This is a genomic window from Rhizobium sp. C1 (genome assembly GCF_021026335.1).
In the GTDB taxonomy this organism is placed as follows: domain Bacteria; phylum Pseudomonadota; class Alphaproteobacteria; order Rhizobiales; family Rhizobiaceae; genus Ensifer_A.
Genome location: NZ_JAJNCY010000004.1, coordinates 251426 through 266114 on the forward strand (window position 1 = coordinate 251426; position 14689 = coordinate 266114).

Below are 14689 nucleotides of genomic sequence, written 5' to 3' on the forward strand. Positions count from 1 at the left end.
CCAAACGGATGGGGAAATCTCGTCGCCTCCTCGGCGCGACAAAAATTTTGCATTTTTTCTGTAGACTTGCAATATGGTCCGATCGATATTTTTCCCGTAGAGGGTAGTGGGCAACCAGGGCGACGAAATGACGGAAACGGTGCGATTCAAGATTGCCGAGGCGGCCCGCATGGCCGGCGTTTCAGCGTCCACGCTACGCCTTTGGGAGAGCCAGGGCCTGATCGACCCGGTTCGCACCGAAACCGGCCAGCGCCTTTACGAACAAACGCATATCGACCGGCTGAAGAAGATCAGCTGGCTGAGATCGGAGAAAGGCATCAACCCAGCGGCCATCCGCGACAATCTCGCCGCAGAGGAACCGCAGCCGGCAAAGCCGAAGAAGTCCACCCGCCGCGCACCAACCCAGCAGATGGGTGCCAAGATCCGCAAGCTGCGCCGCGACGCCGGCGAAACGCTGGACAAGGTCTCGCAGGAAACGGGCATTTCCGCCTCTCTTCTCTCGACCTTCGAACGCACGTCGCAGGGCCTGTCGCTGAAATCCCTGCATGACCTCGCCCACCATTTCGGCACGTCCTTTTCGGCGCTCAGCGGCACCGGCGGCACGCGCACGAGCGAATCGCTCATCCGCAACGGCCGCTGGACCTCATGGCCGGCCACAACCACCGGCGTCAGCGTGCAGGTTCTGGCCGAAGGCCGCAACATGATGGACTGCCACCGCTTCGTGCTCGCCCCCGGCGCCACCAGCGAAGGCGCCTATGCCCACGAAGGCGAGGAATTCATGCATGTCCTGACCGGCTCCATGGAAATCGTCCTCGACGACGACCGATTTTTCATCCTCTCCGAGGGCGACAGTTTCTACTTTGAGAGCAGGCGACCGCATTCATGGCGGAATTTGAGCGAGGGCGAGACGGTGCTTCTGTGGATCAACACGCCGGCTTCGTTCTGAGGGTTGGAACGTAAACGATCTTTCTATAGGAGCCTAGCCGCCGAATTTCGCCACAATGTCGCTTAAGCTGATATACAAATTGGTTTGTTGATGTGGCGGGTACAGTCGCGGACAAGCTTCCTTAACCATTTTGTGTGTGCATAATGGAGTGTGGGGAAGTTACTTACGCTATGGCGAAAGCACTGATCAACTACCGTATTTTGGAATGGGCAAGCGATCGCGCTGGCGTGGATGCTGACGGCCTTGGCGCGAAGCTGAATACAAGTGTTGATCGTGTCGCCTCTTGGCTTTCTGGAGCAGAAAAGCCGACATTTCGTCAGGCTCAGAAACTCGCCGCTGCACTCAATATACCGTTCGGCTTCCTCTTCCTAAACAATCCGCCAGTCGATGAAGTCTCCATTCCCGACCTTCGAACGGTGGGCAGCGACCCAACGCAGAAGCTCGATCTGAACTTTCGCGACCTTCTCAAGGACGTGATGTTCAAACGGGACTGGTATCGGGACTTCATGATCGAGGTGGACGGGAAGCCACGACCATTTGTCGGAAGGTTTGCATTGTCTGATGACGCGAAAGTCATTGCTAGGGATATGCGCCGAACACTCCTCCCGCCCGACGGCGATATGCCACACGCCGCCAACTCGGAAGCATTACTTTCGGAGTTGATGAAGGCAGCTGAAGCCGCCGGGGTTTGGGTGATGCGGAACGGCGTTGTTGGCAACAACACTCGCCGCCCCTTATCCGTTCGGCAATTTCGGGGATTCGCGATCAGCGACCCGCATGTACCGTTAATCTTCATCAATGGAAAAGATGCAAAAGCTGCTCAGCTTTTCACGCTTGCCCACGAGCTTACCCACATATGGCTTGGCGAGAGCGGAGTTTCGAATGTTCAGATTGGTGAGCGTGACTTTGGGGCGAAGCGCACAGTCGAGCAGAAATGCAACGAAGTCGCCGCTGAATTCCTTGTGCCGGAAGCCTCTATTCGGGGAAGTTGGAGAACGGACTACACGTTCTCGAATAATTTGGACAACAACGTTCTACTGTACCGTGTTAGCCGAATCGTGATCGCACGCCGAGCGTTTGACCTCGGATTGTGCAAGGAAGATGAATACCGTCGCCTTTATGCGTTTGAGCAAGCCCAATGGGACCGCGACGCAGCCGAAGACGGCGGCGGCGGCGGCAACTTCTATCTCAACTTGCCTATCCGAAACGGCAGCAGGTTCACAAATTCGGTCGTGAGTCAGGCAATCTCGGGCCAGTTGTTGCTTCGACAGGCCGCTTTACTCCTGAATACTCAGCCTGCATCCTTGGTGAAGTTTCATCAGAAACGGCTGGCCGCTTAATGAAGTTTCTGCTCGATACAAATATCTTCATTGAGGCAAAGAACCGGTATTATGGCTTCGACATCTGTCCAGGTTTTTGGGATTGGATGGACGCGGTTTGCGGTCGAGAAGTTGGCTCCATCGAGACTGTTTGTGACGAGTTGATGGACGGTGGCGACGAACTCGCGGCTTGGGCGAAAGACAGGAAGGACGCGGCTTGGCTCTTGAAAGTTGATGACGAAGCGACCCAACTGAATTTCGCTTCGGTCGCCAACTATGTTTCAAGTCAGCAATATACTCAGCCAGCTATAGATAAGTTCCTTGCCAAGGCAGATCCTTGGCTAATAGCCAAAGCGATCACCATAGGTGCAAGAATTATCACACACGAGTTGCCAGAACACGCTTCAAAGAAACGTGTTCCTATACCCAACGTCTGCGACAACTTCGGAATACAGTGCGTTAACACTTTCGACGCTCTGAGACACTTTTCAGCGTCTTTTCGCCTGTGATTAAATGCACGCAATCTAAGAAAATTGGAGCGGGCGAAGGGATTCGAACCCTCGACCCCAACCTTGGCAAGGTTGTGCTCTACCCCTGAGCTACACCCGCTCAACCAAACGGCCTGGGTAAGTAAGTGGCCGTGGAAGCGTCCCCGTCTTGCGGCGACGGGCGGTATATGGCCCAAGCCCTTTTCAAATGCAACAGGGAAAATTGCATTCGGTGAAGTTTTTTTGACGCGCGCGATTTGTGAAGGAAGATCAAGGGCAACCGGGCGGATGCGGGAACGATTGCATCAAAGGGCGTTGCGGCCTATTGGGGATGCTTCCATTCCAAACCTCATGCGCGGGACTTCATTGATGAGCGGCACGCCGAAAACCGACAAGGACCTCTTCGACTTTCTCGACGGCCTTGGCATCAACTATGTCAACCACGAGCACCGGCCGGTCTTTACCGTGGCGGAGGGCCAGGACCTGCGCGACGCGATCCCCGGCGGGCATACGAAGAACCTGTTCATCAAGGACAAGAAGAGCCGGTATTTCCTGCTGACCGTCGAGGAACATGCGACCGTGGACCTGAAATCGGTCCATAACCTGATCGGCGGTTCGGGGCGCGTCTCCTTTGGTTCCGCGGAAAAGCTGATGGAATATCTTGGCGTCGTGCCGGGCTCAGTGACGGCGCTGGGTGCCATCAACGACACTGATCATCAGGTGACGTTCATTCTCGATGCCGACCTGATGCAGAGCGAGATCATCAACTGCCATCCGCTGCGCAACAGCGCCACGACCTCGATCAAGCGGGACGATTTGCTGCGATTCATGGAAGCGACGGGTCATGAAGCCATTGTCTTGAAAGTCACCGAGTGACATACGATTTGTAGGATGAAAAAAGGTCCGTGCCAACGGCGCGGCGGGAGCACTTCGATGAGCGGCGATTACAATCCTTACGGTTCTTCTTACGGCAGCACGATGAGCGGCTCTGCCTCGTTTGGCGGCAGGCCCGCAAGCCCGACAGCGGGCGGCGGCGCGGACCTTATCAAGGAGACGACGACGTCGGCCTTCCCGCGCGACGTGCTGGAAGAATCGAAGAAGCAGCCGGTTCTGGTCGATTTCTGGGCCCCCTGGTGCGGCCCCTGCCGCCAGCTCACCCCGATCATCGAGAAGGTCGTCAAGGAAGCCGGCGGACGCGTCAAGCTCGTCAAGATGAACATCGACGATCATCCGGAATATGCCGGCCAGATGGGCATCCAGTCCATCCCGGCCGTCGTCGCCTTCGTCAACGGCCGCCCGGCCGATGGCTTCATGGGCGCGATCCCGGAAAGCCAGATCCGCCAGTTCATCGACAAGATCGCTGGCGCTGCGCCCGGCGACGATCAGGCCGAAGCGATTGCCGATACGCTCGCGCAGGCCGGCGAGCTGCTCGCCGCCCGGGACGCCAGCGGTGCTGCCTCGCTTTATGCCGCAGTCCTGCAGGCTGATCCGGAAAACATCGCAGCGCTTGCCGGAATGGCACAATGCATGATCCTTGCCGGCCAGCACGACCGCGCGCTCGGCCTCATCGACAGTCTCGACGACGAGAAGAAGGCCGATCCGGCGATCGTTGCCGTGCGCAAGTCGCTGGAACAGTATGAGGAAGCGCGCAAGCTTGGCGATCCGGCCGCACTGGAGCACGAGTTATCGCTGAACCCGGACAATCACGAGGCGCGCATGAAGCTCGCCAAGATCGCCAACGTGCAGGGCAACCGTCAGGACGCCGCCGACCACCTTCTCTATATCATGAAGAAGGACCGCACTTACGACGACGACGGCGCGCGACGGGAACTGCTGAATTTCTTTGAGGTTTGGGGTGCGAAGGAACCTGCGACGGCTTATGCGCGACGCAAGATGTCCTCGATCCTGTTTTCGTGACGGCCTTCGGCCGGAAGGCCGGACCGCTACGAGAGCTTTTTGTTTGACGCAGTCCCGACGCAAAACCGCTGAAGCGCTTTTGGCTCGGACATGCTCAAGGAGTGACGATGCAAGTCGGTAACGCACGCTATCTGACCGAAAACGATCTTCCGAAAACGCTTGCCGTGTTTCCGCTCACCGGCGCGCTGCTTCTCCCCGGCGCGCAATTGCCACTCAACATTTTCGAGCCGCGTTATCTCGCCATGTTCGACGATGCACTGGCCGGACACCGGCTGATCGGCATGATCCAGCCGGCGCTGGATGCGTCCGAGGCCGATCCGAAACCGGAACTCGCCAAGGTCGGCTGCATCGGTCGCATCACCTCCTTCGGCGAGACGGGCGACGGACGATACATCCTGTCGCTGACCGGCGTGACGCGCTTCCGTGTGCTGGAGGAACTCGCCGTCACCACGCCTTACCGCCAGGTCAAGCTTGCGCCCTTCCTCACCGATCTCGAACCGGTGGATGAGGAGAGTGTAGACCGCAAGGGCCTGCTGCAGGCTTTCCGTGACTATCTCGATGCCAATAGTCTCGAAGCAGACTGGGACAACATCTCCCGCGCCAGCAATGCGACGCTGGTTAATTCCATGTCGATGATGTCGCCCTATGGTCCGGCGGAGAAGCAGGCGCTGCTGGAAGCGCCCGACCTCAAGACTCGCGCCGAAACGCTGATCGCCATCACCGAGATTGCGCTGGCCAAGGCCGCCCCGGACGGCGGCGGTGGAATCCTGCAGTGAGGCCGCCCATGAGCGCGCGCACCAGTGGCATCGATCCAAAAATGCTGGAACTGCTGGTCTGCCCGCTGACCAAGGGCCGGCTGAGCTTCGATGCCGAGCGCAACGAGCTCATCTCGGAAAAGGCGAAACTGGCCTATCCCGTGCGCGATGGCATTCCGATCATGCTGATGTCGGAAGCCCGCAAGATTCTGGACTGATGTTCGCCGATCAGATCGGTTGGCCGCCGAGCAGGCGCGGGTCCCCCGCCCCGCCGACACTGGACGCCTGGCGGATGAAGAAGTTCTTCAAACCCGGCAGCCGGTCGACGACGCTCAACCCGAAATCGCGCGCCATGCGCATCGGGGTGAAATCGTTGGAGAACATGCGGTTGAGCACATCGGTCGTGACACCCATGCGGAACGTGTCGAACCGCCGCCATTCCTGATAGCGTTCCAATATGTTGAGCTGGCCGAAATCGAGCCCCAGCCGATCCGCCTCGACAATCGTTTCGGCAAGTGCGGCCACATCCTTGAAGCCGAGATTGAGGCCCTGGCCGGAAATCGGGTGGATGCCATGCGCCGCATCACCGGCCAGCGCGAATCGGGGCGCCACGAAGTCCCGCGCCAGCGTCAGCGCAAACGGGAAGGCGCGCTTGCCGCCAACCACCTTGATCGCACCGAGCTTGTGGCCGAAGCGGCGCTCCAGCTCCTCCTCGAACACCAGATCGTCCGCCTTCAGCAGCGCCTCGGCATCGGCTGTCCGCTCGTTCCAGACGAGCGACGAGCGGTTGTTCTTGAGCGGCAGCGTCGCAAACGGACCGGCGGGGAGGAAATGCTCCTCCGCGATGCCCTCATGCGGCCGCTCATGCTCGATGGTCGTCACGATGCCGGACTGGCCATAATCGAATCGCACCGTCTTGATGCCGGCAATGTCACGGAGCTTGGAGCGTACGCCATCGCAGGCCACCAGCAGACGCGCGTCGATGGTCTCACCATTCGAGAGCGTCACCGTCTGCCACGCATCGCCCGTCTTGAAATCGACGGCCGAAACGCCTTGGCGGATTTCGACGCCCAGCACTTCGGCGCGCTTCCTGAGCGAGCGCACCATCGCCGGGTTCGGCACCATATAGGCAAACGGCTCACCCGCTTCCGCCTCGCCATCGAACGTCAGGAAAACCGGCCGAACCGGGTCGGCCGTTTTCGAATCGGTGATGATCATCTTGCGGATCGGCTCGGACTCGGGCGCGATCTCGTCCCACGCCCCCAGCACGGTCAGCAATCGCTTGGCCCCCGCGGCAATGGCCGAGGCGCGCTCGTCCTTCTCCCAGACGCCGTCAGGTGCGGCATCATAGACGCGCACATCGAGATGCGGCGCCGCCGACTTCACCGCCACCGCCAGCGAAATTCCGACATAGCCACCACCCGCAATAAAGACATCAAGCATCGCGCCAACCTCGCTGGTATTCCTGCCCTTGAGCAAACTTCGTGACCTATATAGAGGATGGAGTACGCCATTCCTACTTGAGAAGGATCAAACATGTCGGCTGAAGCAGGCAATTTTTCGCCCATGCAGGAACTGATCGCGACGCTCGATCTCGAAAAGCTGGAAGAAAACCTGTTTCGTGGCACGAGCCCGCAGGTCGGCTGGCAGCGCGTCTTCGGCGGGCAGGTGATCGCGCAGGCACTGGTCGCCGCGCAACGCACCGTCGATGAGGGCCGTTTCGTCCACTCGCTGCATGCCTATTTCATGCGCCCCGGCGACCCGTCGATCCCGATTGTCTACGAGGTCGACCGCATCCGTGACGGCAAGAGCTTCACGACGCGCCGCGTCGTCGCCGTTCAGCACGGCAAGGCGATCTTCTCGCTTTCGGCCTCCTTCCAGGAAGACGAGGACGGCTTCGAGCACCAGCAGGCGATGCCGCCCGTCCCCACACCGGAAGAACTGGGCGGCGAGGGCGACATCGTGTCGCGCTATGTCGAAAACGCCCCCGAAGCCATCCGCCGCTACTGGCTGCGTCCCCGCCCGATCGAATTCTGCCCGGCCTATCCGGAAGACTATTTCAATCGTCAGCAGCTCGAGCCTGTACAGAACGTCTGGGTCCGCACCACCGGCCCCTCTCCCGACGATCGTCGCCTGCGCGCAGCCATTCTGGCCTATCTCTCCGACATGACCCTGCTCGATACCTCGCTTTATGCGCACGGAACCTCCGTCTTCGACAGCGACCTTCAGGTCGCGAGCCTTGATCACGCCATGTGGTTTCATCGGGACTTCTCACTGGACGACTGGCTGCTCTACGGTCAGGACAGCCCCAGCGCATCCGGCGCGCGCGGCATGACGCGCGGCAGCCTTTACAGCCGCTCCGGCGTGTTGATCGCCTCGGTGGCCCAGGAAGGTTTGATTCGGAAACGTGCATCTGCATAAATAATTCGCTATTTTTCAAAAATGCACAAAATTTATGCAGACATGCGCTCCACATTTTTGCCGATTTTTGGCCAAGAATTGAGCGTGTCATTTTTTATTAATAAAATCAGTAAGTTCATCTTAATTTCGAATCTGGCACGGACCTTGAATGTGTAAGAGCGGTCCCGGACGGATTACCGGCCGGCGGCATGACGCTTTGCCCCTCCTTAGGGGCGTACACATGAAGGATGGGAAACCAGATGAAGATTGTGATGGCCATCATCAAGCCGTTCAAGCTGGACGAGGTCCGTGAGGCCCTGACAGCCGTTGGCATCCAGGGCCTGACCGTAACCGAAGTCAAAGGCTACGGACGCCAGAAGGGACATACCGAAATCTATCGCGGCACCGAATATGCGGTCAGCTTCCTGCCGAAGCTGAAGATCGAGGTCGCCGTCAGTTCCGACACCGTCGACAAGGCGGTCGAAGCGATCGTCTCCGGCGCCAAGACCGGCCAGATCGGCGACGGCAAGGTATTTGTCTATTCGATTGACCACGCCGTTCGCATCCGCACCGGCGAAACCGATTCCGAAGCGCTCTAAGCGTTGCGTTCAGGGAGTTAATATCTATGTCCTCTTCGAAACTTTCCATTCTCGGCCGGGCAGGCCTGGCAACGGCAGCGCTTCTCGCGCCAGTCGTTGCTTTTGCGCAGGACGCGGCTGCTCCTGCAGCGACGGCCGCTGCGGCTGCTGCACCGGCCATGACCATGAACAAGGGCGACAATGCCTGGATGCTGGTCTCGTCGGCTCTCGTTCTCTTCATGACGGTTCCGGGCCTCGCCCTGTTCTATGGCGGCCTCGTTCGCTCCAAGAACATGCTCTCCGTTCTCATGCAGGTGCTCGTCATCACCTGCGTCGTGGCGCTGATCTGGATCGTCTATGGCTACTCGCTGGCCTTCACGCCGGGCGGCGGCCTGAACAGCTTTGTCGGCGGCTTCTCCAAGGTCTTCCTGAAGGGTGTCACGACCGATTCGCTGGCCGAAACCTTCACCAAGGGCGTCGCCATTCCTGAGCTGACGTACATCGTCTTCCAGATGACCTTCGCCTGCATCACGCCGGCCCTGATTGTCGGCGCCATAGCTGAGCGCGTGAAGTTCTCGGCCGTGATCCTGTTCACGATCCTCTGGGTCACCTTCATCTACTTCCCGATTGCGCACATGGTCTGGTTCTGGGGCGGCCCGAGCGCCTATGCTGATCCCGGCGGTCTGATCTTCGGCTTCGGCGCGATCGACTTCGCAGGCGGCACCGTCGTTCACATCAATGCTGGTATCGCAGGTCTCGTCGGCGCCATCATGCTCGGCAAGCGTATCGGCTACGGCAAGGAAATCATGGCTCCGCATTCCATGACGCTCACGATGGTCGGTGCATCCATGCTCTGGGTCGGCTGGTTCGGCTTCAACGCCGGCTCCAACCTGGAAGCCAGCGCAGGTGCTTCGCTTGCCTTCATCAACACCTTCGTGGCAACGGCTGCTGCCGGCATGTCCTGGAGCCTTGTTGAAGCTCTGACCCGCGGCAAGGCCTCTATGCTCGGCGCTGCTTCGGGCGTCGTTGCCGGTCTCGTTGCCGTCACCCCGGCTGCTGGCTTTGCCGGCCCGGTCGGCTCGATCGTCCTCGGCCTTCTCGTTTCGCCGATCTGCTACTTCTTCGTCTCCGTGGTGAAGAACAAGTTCGGCTATGACGATAGCCTCGACGTCTTCGGCGTACACTGCGTCGGTGGTATCTTCGGCGCGATCATGACCGGCATTCTCGTCAACCCGGCGCTGGGCGGCGCTGGCATCGTCGATTACTCGACCGCCAACTTCGCAGCCAGCTATCCGGGCACAGGCGTTCAGGTCCTGGCTCAGCTGAAGGGCGTTCTCGTCACGCTGCTGTGGTCCGGTATCGGCTCGGCGATCCTCTACAAGATCACCGACCTGATCGTTGGCCTGCGCGTACCGCAGGAAGCTGAGCGCGAAGGTCTCGACCTCTCGTCCCACGGCGAAGCGGCCTACCACAACTAAGATGATCGGCGGCGCGGCAGAGCCCGCGCCCCACCCATCCCGTCGCAATCTCGCGATTGCACGTTTTGCCCGGGCCTCACGGTCCGGGCTTTTTTATGCCGGACACAGCGTTCGAGACGATTTCGAAAGGAAAACACTTTCTGAAGGGGGATGGTTAAAGGGGCTTTAACTCTCCGCCTGTTAACGTTCGCTCAACATGGCATCGTTGTGACCGGCGATGCGTGGATCGTAATGTGAGTAGACGAGCTGGATTCCATGGCACGGACGACGGTAGCGCTGGACGGCAGGCCGCAGGGCTTTGCACTTTCAACCTTTATCATCAGGCAGGCAGGCCTTGCCGCAGGCATTGCGATTTTCGCATTGCTGGCGCTTGGCGTCGCCGCCATGTCGACCTGGAATGTCACCGATCCGAGCCTCAGCTTCGCCACCGGCAAGCCGGCGACCAATATTCTCGGCTATCCGGGTGCGGTCTTTGCCGACATCATCATGCAGTTCTTCGGACTTGCAAGCGTGATTTCCTTGCTGCCGCCGCTTTCGCTCGCCATTGCGCTGATGTTCCATCGCCGTATCAACCGTGTACCGCAGCGCTTTGCCGCCTGGTTCGGCGGTTCGGTTCTGGCCGCCGCCGCCGTCGGCTGCGTACCGCCGCCGATCACCTGGCCGCTGCCCAACGGCGCTGGCGGCGTTGCCGGCGATCTCGTGCTGCGCCTCCCGGCGCTTTTTGCCGGAGCCTATCCGAGCGGCACGTCCGGCCTTGTTCTCGGAAGCCTCATCGCTATCCCCGCCGGCTGGCTGCTGCTGATCGCCTGCGGCTTGCTGCTGCGCAATCCGCCCGAGCGCGCGCCCAAGGCATCGACGGCTTCCAACGCCCGCACCGTTGCCCAGGGGCAGGCGGACGCCCGCGATGACGGCGAGGATGACGAAAGCTATTCGCCGATCGCCGTCCTGTTCGGCGGCGTCGCCCATCATTGGTTCAACGTGAAGGCTCGCTTCCGCCGGATCTTCGGCATGCACGGAACGAATCGCGGCGGCGGCCAGATCGAGGAACCCTACGACTTCAATGAGGACGAATATGCCATCGTCGATCCGGCAGCGGCCGAAATCGATGAAGCACCCTATTCGGCCGCGCATGAGGAACGCCCGGCGCATCATACGCCTGCTGCGGTCCAGCGCCGCGTTATCGCAGCGCCCTCCGCCGACCCCTATTTCGACGAAGACGACGACGCGCCCTTCGATATCGACGTCCCGCAGAGCCGTCCGGCAGCGGTGAGCCCGCGCGTCTCCATGCCGCCGCAGCCGCAGCGCGCCGCAGCACCGCAGCAACCGCCCGCAGCGGAAGCACCACGCCCGGCACCGATGCGCACCACCATGCGCGCACCGGCACCCACGCCGCGCGTCAACAATGACGGTTTCACTCTTCCCTCGACCGAGCTGCTCGCCGAGCCGAAATCGACCGGCCGCGATTCGACACTGTCGCCTGAAGCGCTGGAGCACAATGCCCGCCTGCTGGAAGGCGTACTCGACGACTTCGGCGTCAAGGGCGAGATCATCCATGTTCGTCCCGGCCCGGTCGTCACGCTCTACGAACTGGAGCCGGCCCCCGGCATCAAGTCGTCGCGCGTCATCGGCCTGGCGGACGATATCGCCCGCTCGATGAGCGCGATCGCCGCCCGCGTTGCGGTGGTGCAGGGCCGCAACGCCATCGGCATCGAGCTTCCCAACCAGAAGCGTGAGATGGTCTATCTGCGCGAACTGATCGAAAACCAGGAATTCCACGACGCCAAGGGCAAGCTCGCCCTGACGCTTGGCAAGACGATCGGCGGCGAACCGGTCATTGCCGACCTCGCCAAGATGCCCCACCTGCTCGTGGCCGGTACGACGGGCTCGGGTAAGTCGGTCGCCATCAACACCATGATCCTGTCGCTGCTCTATCGGCTCTCGCCGGAAAAGTGCCGTCTGATCATGATCGACCCGAAGATGCTCGAACTCTCCGTCTATGACGGCATCCCGCATCTGCTCTCGCCGGTCGTGACGGACCCCAAGAAGGCCGTCGTCGCGCTGAAATGGACCGTGCGCGAAATGGAAGACCGCTACAAGAAGATGTCAAAGATCGGCGTCCGCAATATCGACGGCTTCAACACCCGTGTCGAACAGGCGCTGGCCTCCGGCGAAGCCATCACCCGCACGGTGCAGACCGGCTTCGACCGCGAAACCGGCGAGGCCGTCTACGAGACGGAAGAATTTGCACTCAAGCCGCTGCCCTATATCGTCGTCATCATCGACGAAATGGCCGACCTGATGATGGTCGCCGGCAAGGACATCGAAGGCGCCGTCCAGCGCCTCGCCCAGATGGCGCGTGCCGCCGGCATTCACGTCATCATGGCCACGCAGCGCCCGTCGGTGGACGTCATCACCGGTACGATCAAGGCGAACTTCCCGACCCGCATCTCCTTCCAGGTGACGTCGAAGATCGACAGCCGCACCATTCTGGGCGAACAGGGTGCAGAACAGCTGCTCGGCCAGGGCGACATGCTCTACATGGCCGGTGGTGGGCGTATCCAGCGCGTCCATGGTCCGTTCGTGTCGGACCATGAAGTGGAAGACATTGTCGCCTATCTGAAGACGCAAGGCGTACCGCAATATCTCGATGCCATCACGGCGGACGACGAGGATGGCGACGGCGAAGGTGGCGGCGGTCCGGCCGGCACGTCCAACCTCGCGGACTCAGACGATCCATACGATCAGGCCGTGGCGGTTGTTCTTCGCGACGGCAAGGCCTCGACCTCCTACATCCAGCGCCGCCTCGGCATCGGCTACAACCGTGCCGCCTCGATCATAGAGCGCATGGAACAGGAAGGCATCGTCGGCCCGGCCAACCACGCCGGCAAGCGCGAGATCCTCGTCCCGACCGAATCGGATATCACCGGCGGGGTCTGACACGGCATGCCGCGCAAAAACGTGCAGCGGTTTTGCGATAACGGCATGCCCCAGCACGTGTGTGGAACTCGCCTTGAAGACGCCGCGTTTGCCTGCGAGATAAAGGACGATTCGAGGAGACGAGAATGAAATTCCTGAAAGTTTTTGCGGGCTTGGCTGAATTGAAGCGTCCGCTTGCGACGATGATGGCCGCACTCGCATTGGCTTTTGCCGTTTCGGTCGCGCCGGCCGGCGCGCAGCAGGCCAATACGAAGGCGCAGGAAATCGCCAACCACTTTTCCGGCATCAAGACGATGATGGGCGATTTCGTGCAGTTCGGCCCGCGCGGCGACCAGACGGGCGGCAAGTTCTACATTTCGCGTCCCGGTAAGGTGCGTTTCAACTATGACGCCCCCTCGCCGATGCGCGTGATCTCTGACGGCCGCACCCTCGTCGTCGGCAACATGAAGCTCGGCACCTGGGACCAGTATCCCCTCTCCAAGACGCCGCTGGCGCTGCTGCTCGACGACAAGATCGACCTGACCGGCAAGATGGTCCGCAGCGTCAAGCAGGACCCGGATCTCGTGACCATCGTACTGGGCGACAAATCCGTCTTCGGCGATTCTACCATCACCATGATGTTCGACCCCGCGACCAACGACCTGCGCCAGTGGACGATCACCGATGCGCAGGGCAAGGAAACCTCGGTCATGATCTACAACGTCAAGGCCGGCGTGGATTTCGCCGACAGCGTCTTCGCCCTGCCTTACGACCAGATGAAGGGCGTTGCGCCCGGCAAGTAAGGGCTGCGGAATTCAGTGGACATTGACGCCGTCACACAATAGGTCCTGCGGGAGAGACGCCCGCAGGACCTTTTTCATGACTTTCACGCTTGCCACCTGGAACATCAACTCCGTGCGGCTGAGAATGCCGATCGTCGGGGAGTTCCTGACCCGTTTCCAGCCCGACATCCTGTGCCTGCAGGAAATCAAGTGCCGCGACGAGGAGTTTCCCTACGAGGCGTTCCGGGCGCTTGGTTATGTCCACATGTGTGTCAGCGGCCAGAAAGGCTACCACGGCGTCGCAACCGTTTCGAAGGCGAAGATCGACATTGACGAGACCCGCGACTTCTGCGGCGTCGGCGACAAGCGGCATCTGTCGGTCGACTTTGAACATGCCGGCCGTAACATTCGCCTGCACAATTTCTACGTTCCTGCCGGCGGCGACGAGCCGGACCGCACGATCAATCCGAAATTCGGCCACAAGCTCGATTTCATCGCGGAAATGCGGGCGATGCGCGCCCTCGACGGCTCCGGCCGCTCCTCGATCCTCGTCGGCGACCTCAACATCGCACCGCTGGAACACGACGTCTGGTCGCACAAGCAGCTCTTGAAGATCGTCAGCCACACGCCTGTCGAGACCGATGGTCTGAAGGCCGTGATCGCCGAAGGCGGTTGGTCGGACCTGATGCGGGAAAAGTTTCCCGAGCCGCAAAAGCTCTACACCTGGTGGAGCTATCGCGCCAAGGACTGGGACGCTGCCGACAAAGGCCGCCGCCTCGACCATATCTGGTCATCGCCCGACCTCGCCCCACACGTCACCGACATCGAAATCCTGCGCGAAGCACGCGGCTGGACGCAGCCTTCGGACCATGTTCCGGTCATCGCGCGCTTCGCATTTTAGTCGCATCCGCGCCCCTGGAAATATTGACTCTTGCCCAAAAGAGCGTATGAGCAGCAGCGGAAAAGGACGGGCCCTATGCTTTCGTGTGACAATCACATGTCCGGCATGATCGACGCAGCGCTTTGCGACTGCGGTGCTTTCCGTTCTTTCGTTTCCAAAACCAAGGCCAAAACGACGACGAAAACCGTCTGACGTCTCTGGCCTGCCGC

The 14689-nt window shown here is 60.4% G+C and carries 14 protein-coding genes and 1 tRNA gene; 13 read left to right on the top strand and 2 right to left on the bottom strand.

What is annotated here, in order from left to right; genetic code table 11:
- Positions 1 to 127: 127 nt before the first annotated feature.
- The 3 genes from LQK83_RS11415 (at position 128) to LQK83_RS11425 (ending at position 2774) form a co-directional block, all read left to right on the top strand.
- Positions 128 to 946 carry a MerR family transcriptional regulator gene (locus LQK83_RS11415; protein ID WP_230837532.1) on the top strand — a complete coding sequence of 273 codons (819 nt, stop codon included), beginning with the start codon at positions 128 to 130 and terminating at the stop codon, positions 944 to 946.
- A gap of 170 nt (positions 947 to 1116) precedes the next feature.
- Positions 1117 to 2286 (top strand): ImmA/IrrE family metallo-endopeptidase, encoded by a 1170-nt coding sequence (locus LQK83_RS11420; protein WP_230837533.1) that lies wholly within the window; start codon positions 1117 to 1119, stop codon positions 2284 to 2286.
- Entirely contained in the window at positions 2286 to 2774 is a 489-nt protein-coding gene (locus tag LQK83_RS11425; protein WP_230837534.1) for a DUF4411 family protein, read from the top strand. The genes LQK83_RS11420 and LQK83_RS11425 overlap by 1 nt, the downstream gene beginning before the upstream one ends.
- 25 nt (positions 2775 to 2799) lie before the next feature.
- On the opposite strand, the gene LQK83_RS11430 is transcribed toward LQK83_RS11425, so the two are convergent.
- Positions 2800 to 2874 (bottom strand) — tRNA-Gly (locus LQK83_RS11430).
- A gap of 248 nt (positions 2875 to 3122) precedes the next feature.
- Between LQK83_RS11430 and LQK83_RS11435 the strand changes: the two genes are divergently transcribed.
- From LQK83_RS11435 to LQK83_RS11450, 4 genes are all read left to right on the top strand, one after another.
- Positions 3123 to 3629 (top strand): prolyl-tRNA synthetase associated domain-containing protein, encoded by a 507-nt coding sequence (locus tag LQK83_RS11435; RefSeq protein ID WP_230837535.1) that lies wholly within the window; start codon positions 3123 to 3125, stop codon positions 3627 to 3629.
- 57 nt (positions 3630 to 3686) lie between these two features.
- Positions 3687 to 4670, top strand: coding sequence for a thioredoxin (gene trxA / locus LQK83_RS11440; RefSeq protein WP_230837536.1), 984 nt, complete (start codon positions 3687 to 3689; stop codon positions 4668 to 4670).
- A gap of 107 nt (positions 4671 to 4777) precedes the next feature.
- Positions 4778 to 5446 (top strand): LON peptidase substrate-binding domain-containing protein, encoded by a 669-nt coding sequence (locus LQK83_RS11445; protein WP_230837537.1) that lies wholly within the window; start codon positions 4778 to 4780, stop codon positions 5444 to 5446.
- Positions 5447 to 5454: 8 nt separating this feature from the next.
- Positions 5455 to 5643 carry a Trm112 family protein gene (locus LQK83_RS11450; RefSeq protein WP_112695231.1) on the top strand — a complete coding sequence of 63 codons (189 nt, stop codon included), beginning with the start codon at positions 5455 to 5457 and terminating at the stop codon, positions 5641 to 5643.
- A gap of 10 nt (positions 5644 to 5653) precedes the next feature.
- Here the strand turns inward: LQK83_RS11450 and LQK83_RS11455 are convergent, their stop codons facing one another.
- Positions 5654 to 6904, bottom strand: coding sequence for a ubiquinone biosynthesis hydroxylase (locus tag LQK83_RS11455; RefSeq protein WP_269065481.1), 1251 nt, complete (start codon positions 6902 to 6904; stop codon positions 5654 to 5656).
- 57 nt (positions 6905 to 6961) lie between these two features.
- Between LQK83_RS11455 and tesB the strand changes: the two genes are divergently transcribed.
- The 6 genes from tesB (at position 6962) to LQK83_RS11485 (ending at position 14480) form a co-directional block, all read left to right on the top strand.
- Positions 6962 to 7846 carry an acyl-CoA thioesterase II gene (tesB, locus tag LQK83_RS11460; RefSeq protein WP_230837539.1) on the top strand — a complete coding sequence of 295 codons (885 nt, stop codon included), beginning with the start codon at positions 6962 to 6964 and terminating at the stop codon, positions 7844 to 7846.
- A gap of 227 nt (positions 7847 to 8073) precedes the next feature.
- Entirely contained in the window at positions 8074 to 8424 is a 351-nt protein-coding gene (locus LQK83_RS11465) for a P-II family nitrogen regulator (RefSeq protein WP_330166280.1), read from the top strand.
- Positions 8425 to 8450: 26 nt separating this feature from the next.
- Entirely contained in the window at positions 8451 to 9881 is a 1431-nt protein-coding gene (locus LQK83_RS11470; RefSeq protein ID WP_230837541.1) for an ammonium transporter, read from the top strand.
- Positions 9882 to 10136: 255 nt separating this feature from the next.
- On the top strand, positions 10137 to 12818 hold the full coding sequence (locus LQK83_RS11475; protein ID WP_230837542.1) for an FtsK/SpoIIIE family DNA translocase: 2682 nt from the start codon (positions 10137 to 10139) through the stop codon (positions 12816 to 12818).
- A 125-nt stretch (positions 12819 to 12943) separates the two neighbouring features.
- Positions 12944 to 13600, top strand: a complete 657-nt coding sequence (locus tag LQK83_RS11480) for an outer membrane lipoprotein carrier protein LolA (RefSeq protein WP_442966737.1) — start codon at positions 12944 to 12946, stop codon at positions 13598 to 13600.
- Between the two features lie 76 nt (positions 13601 to 13676).
- On the top strand, positions 13677 to 14480 hold the full coding sequence (locus LQK83_RS11485) for an exodeoxyribonuclease III (protein WP_230837543.1): 804 nt from the start codon (positions 13677 to 13679) through the stop codon (positions 14478 to 14480).
- Positions 14481 to 14689: the final 209 nt, after the last annotated feature.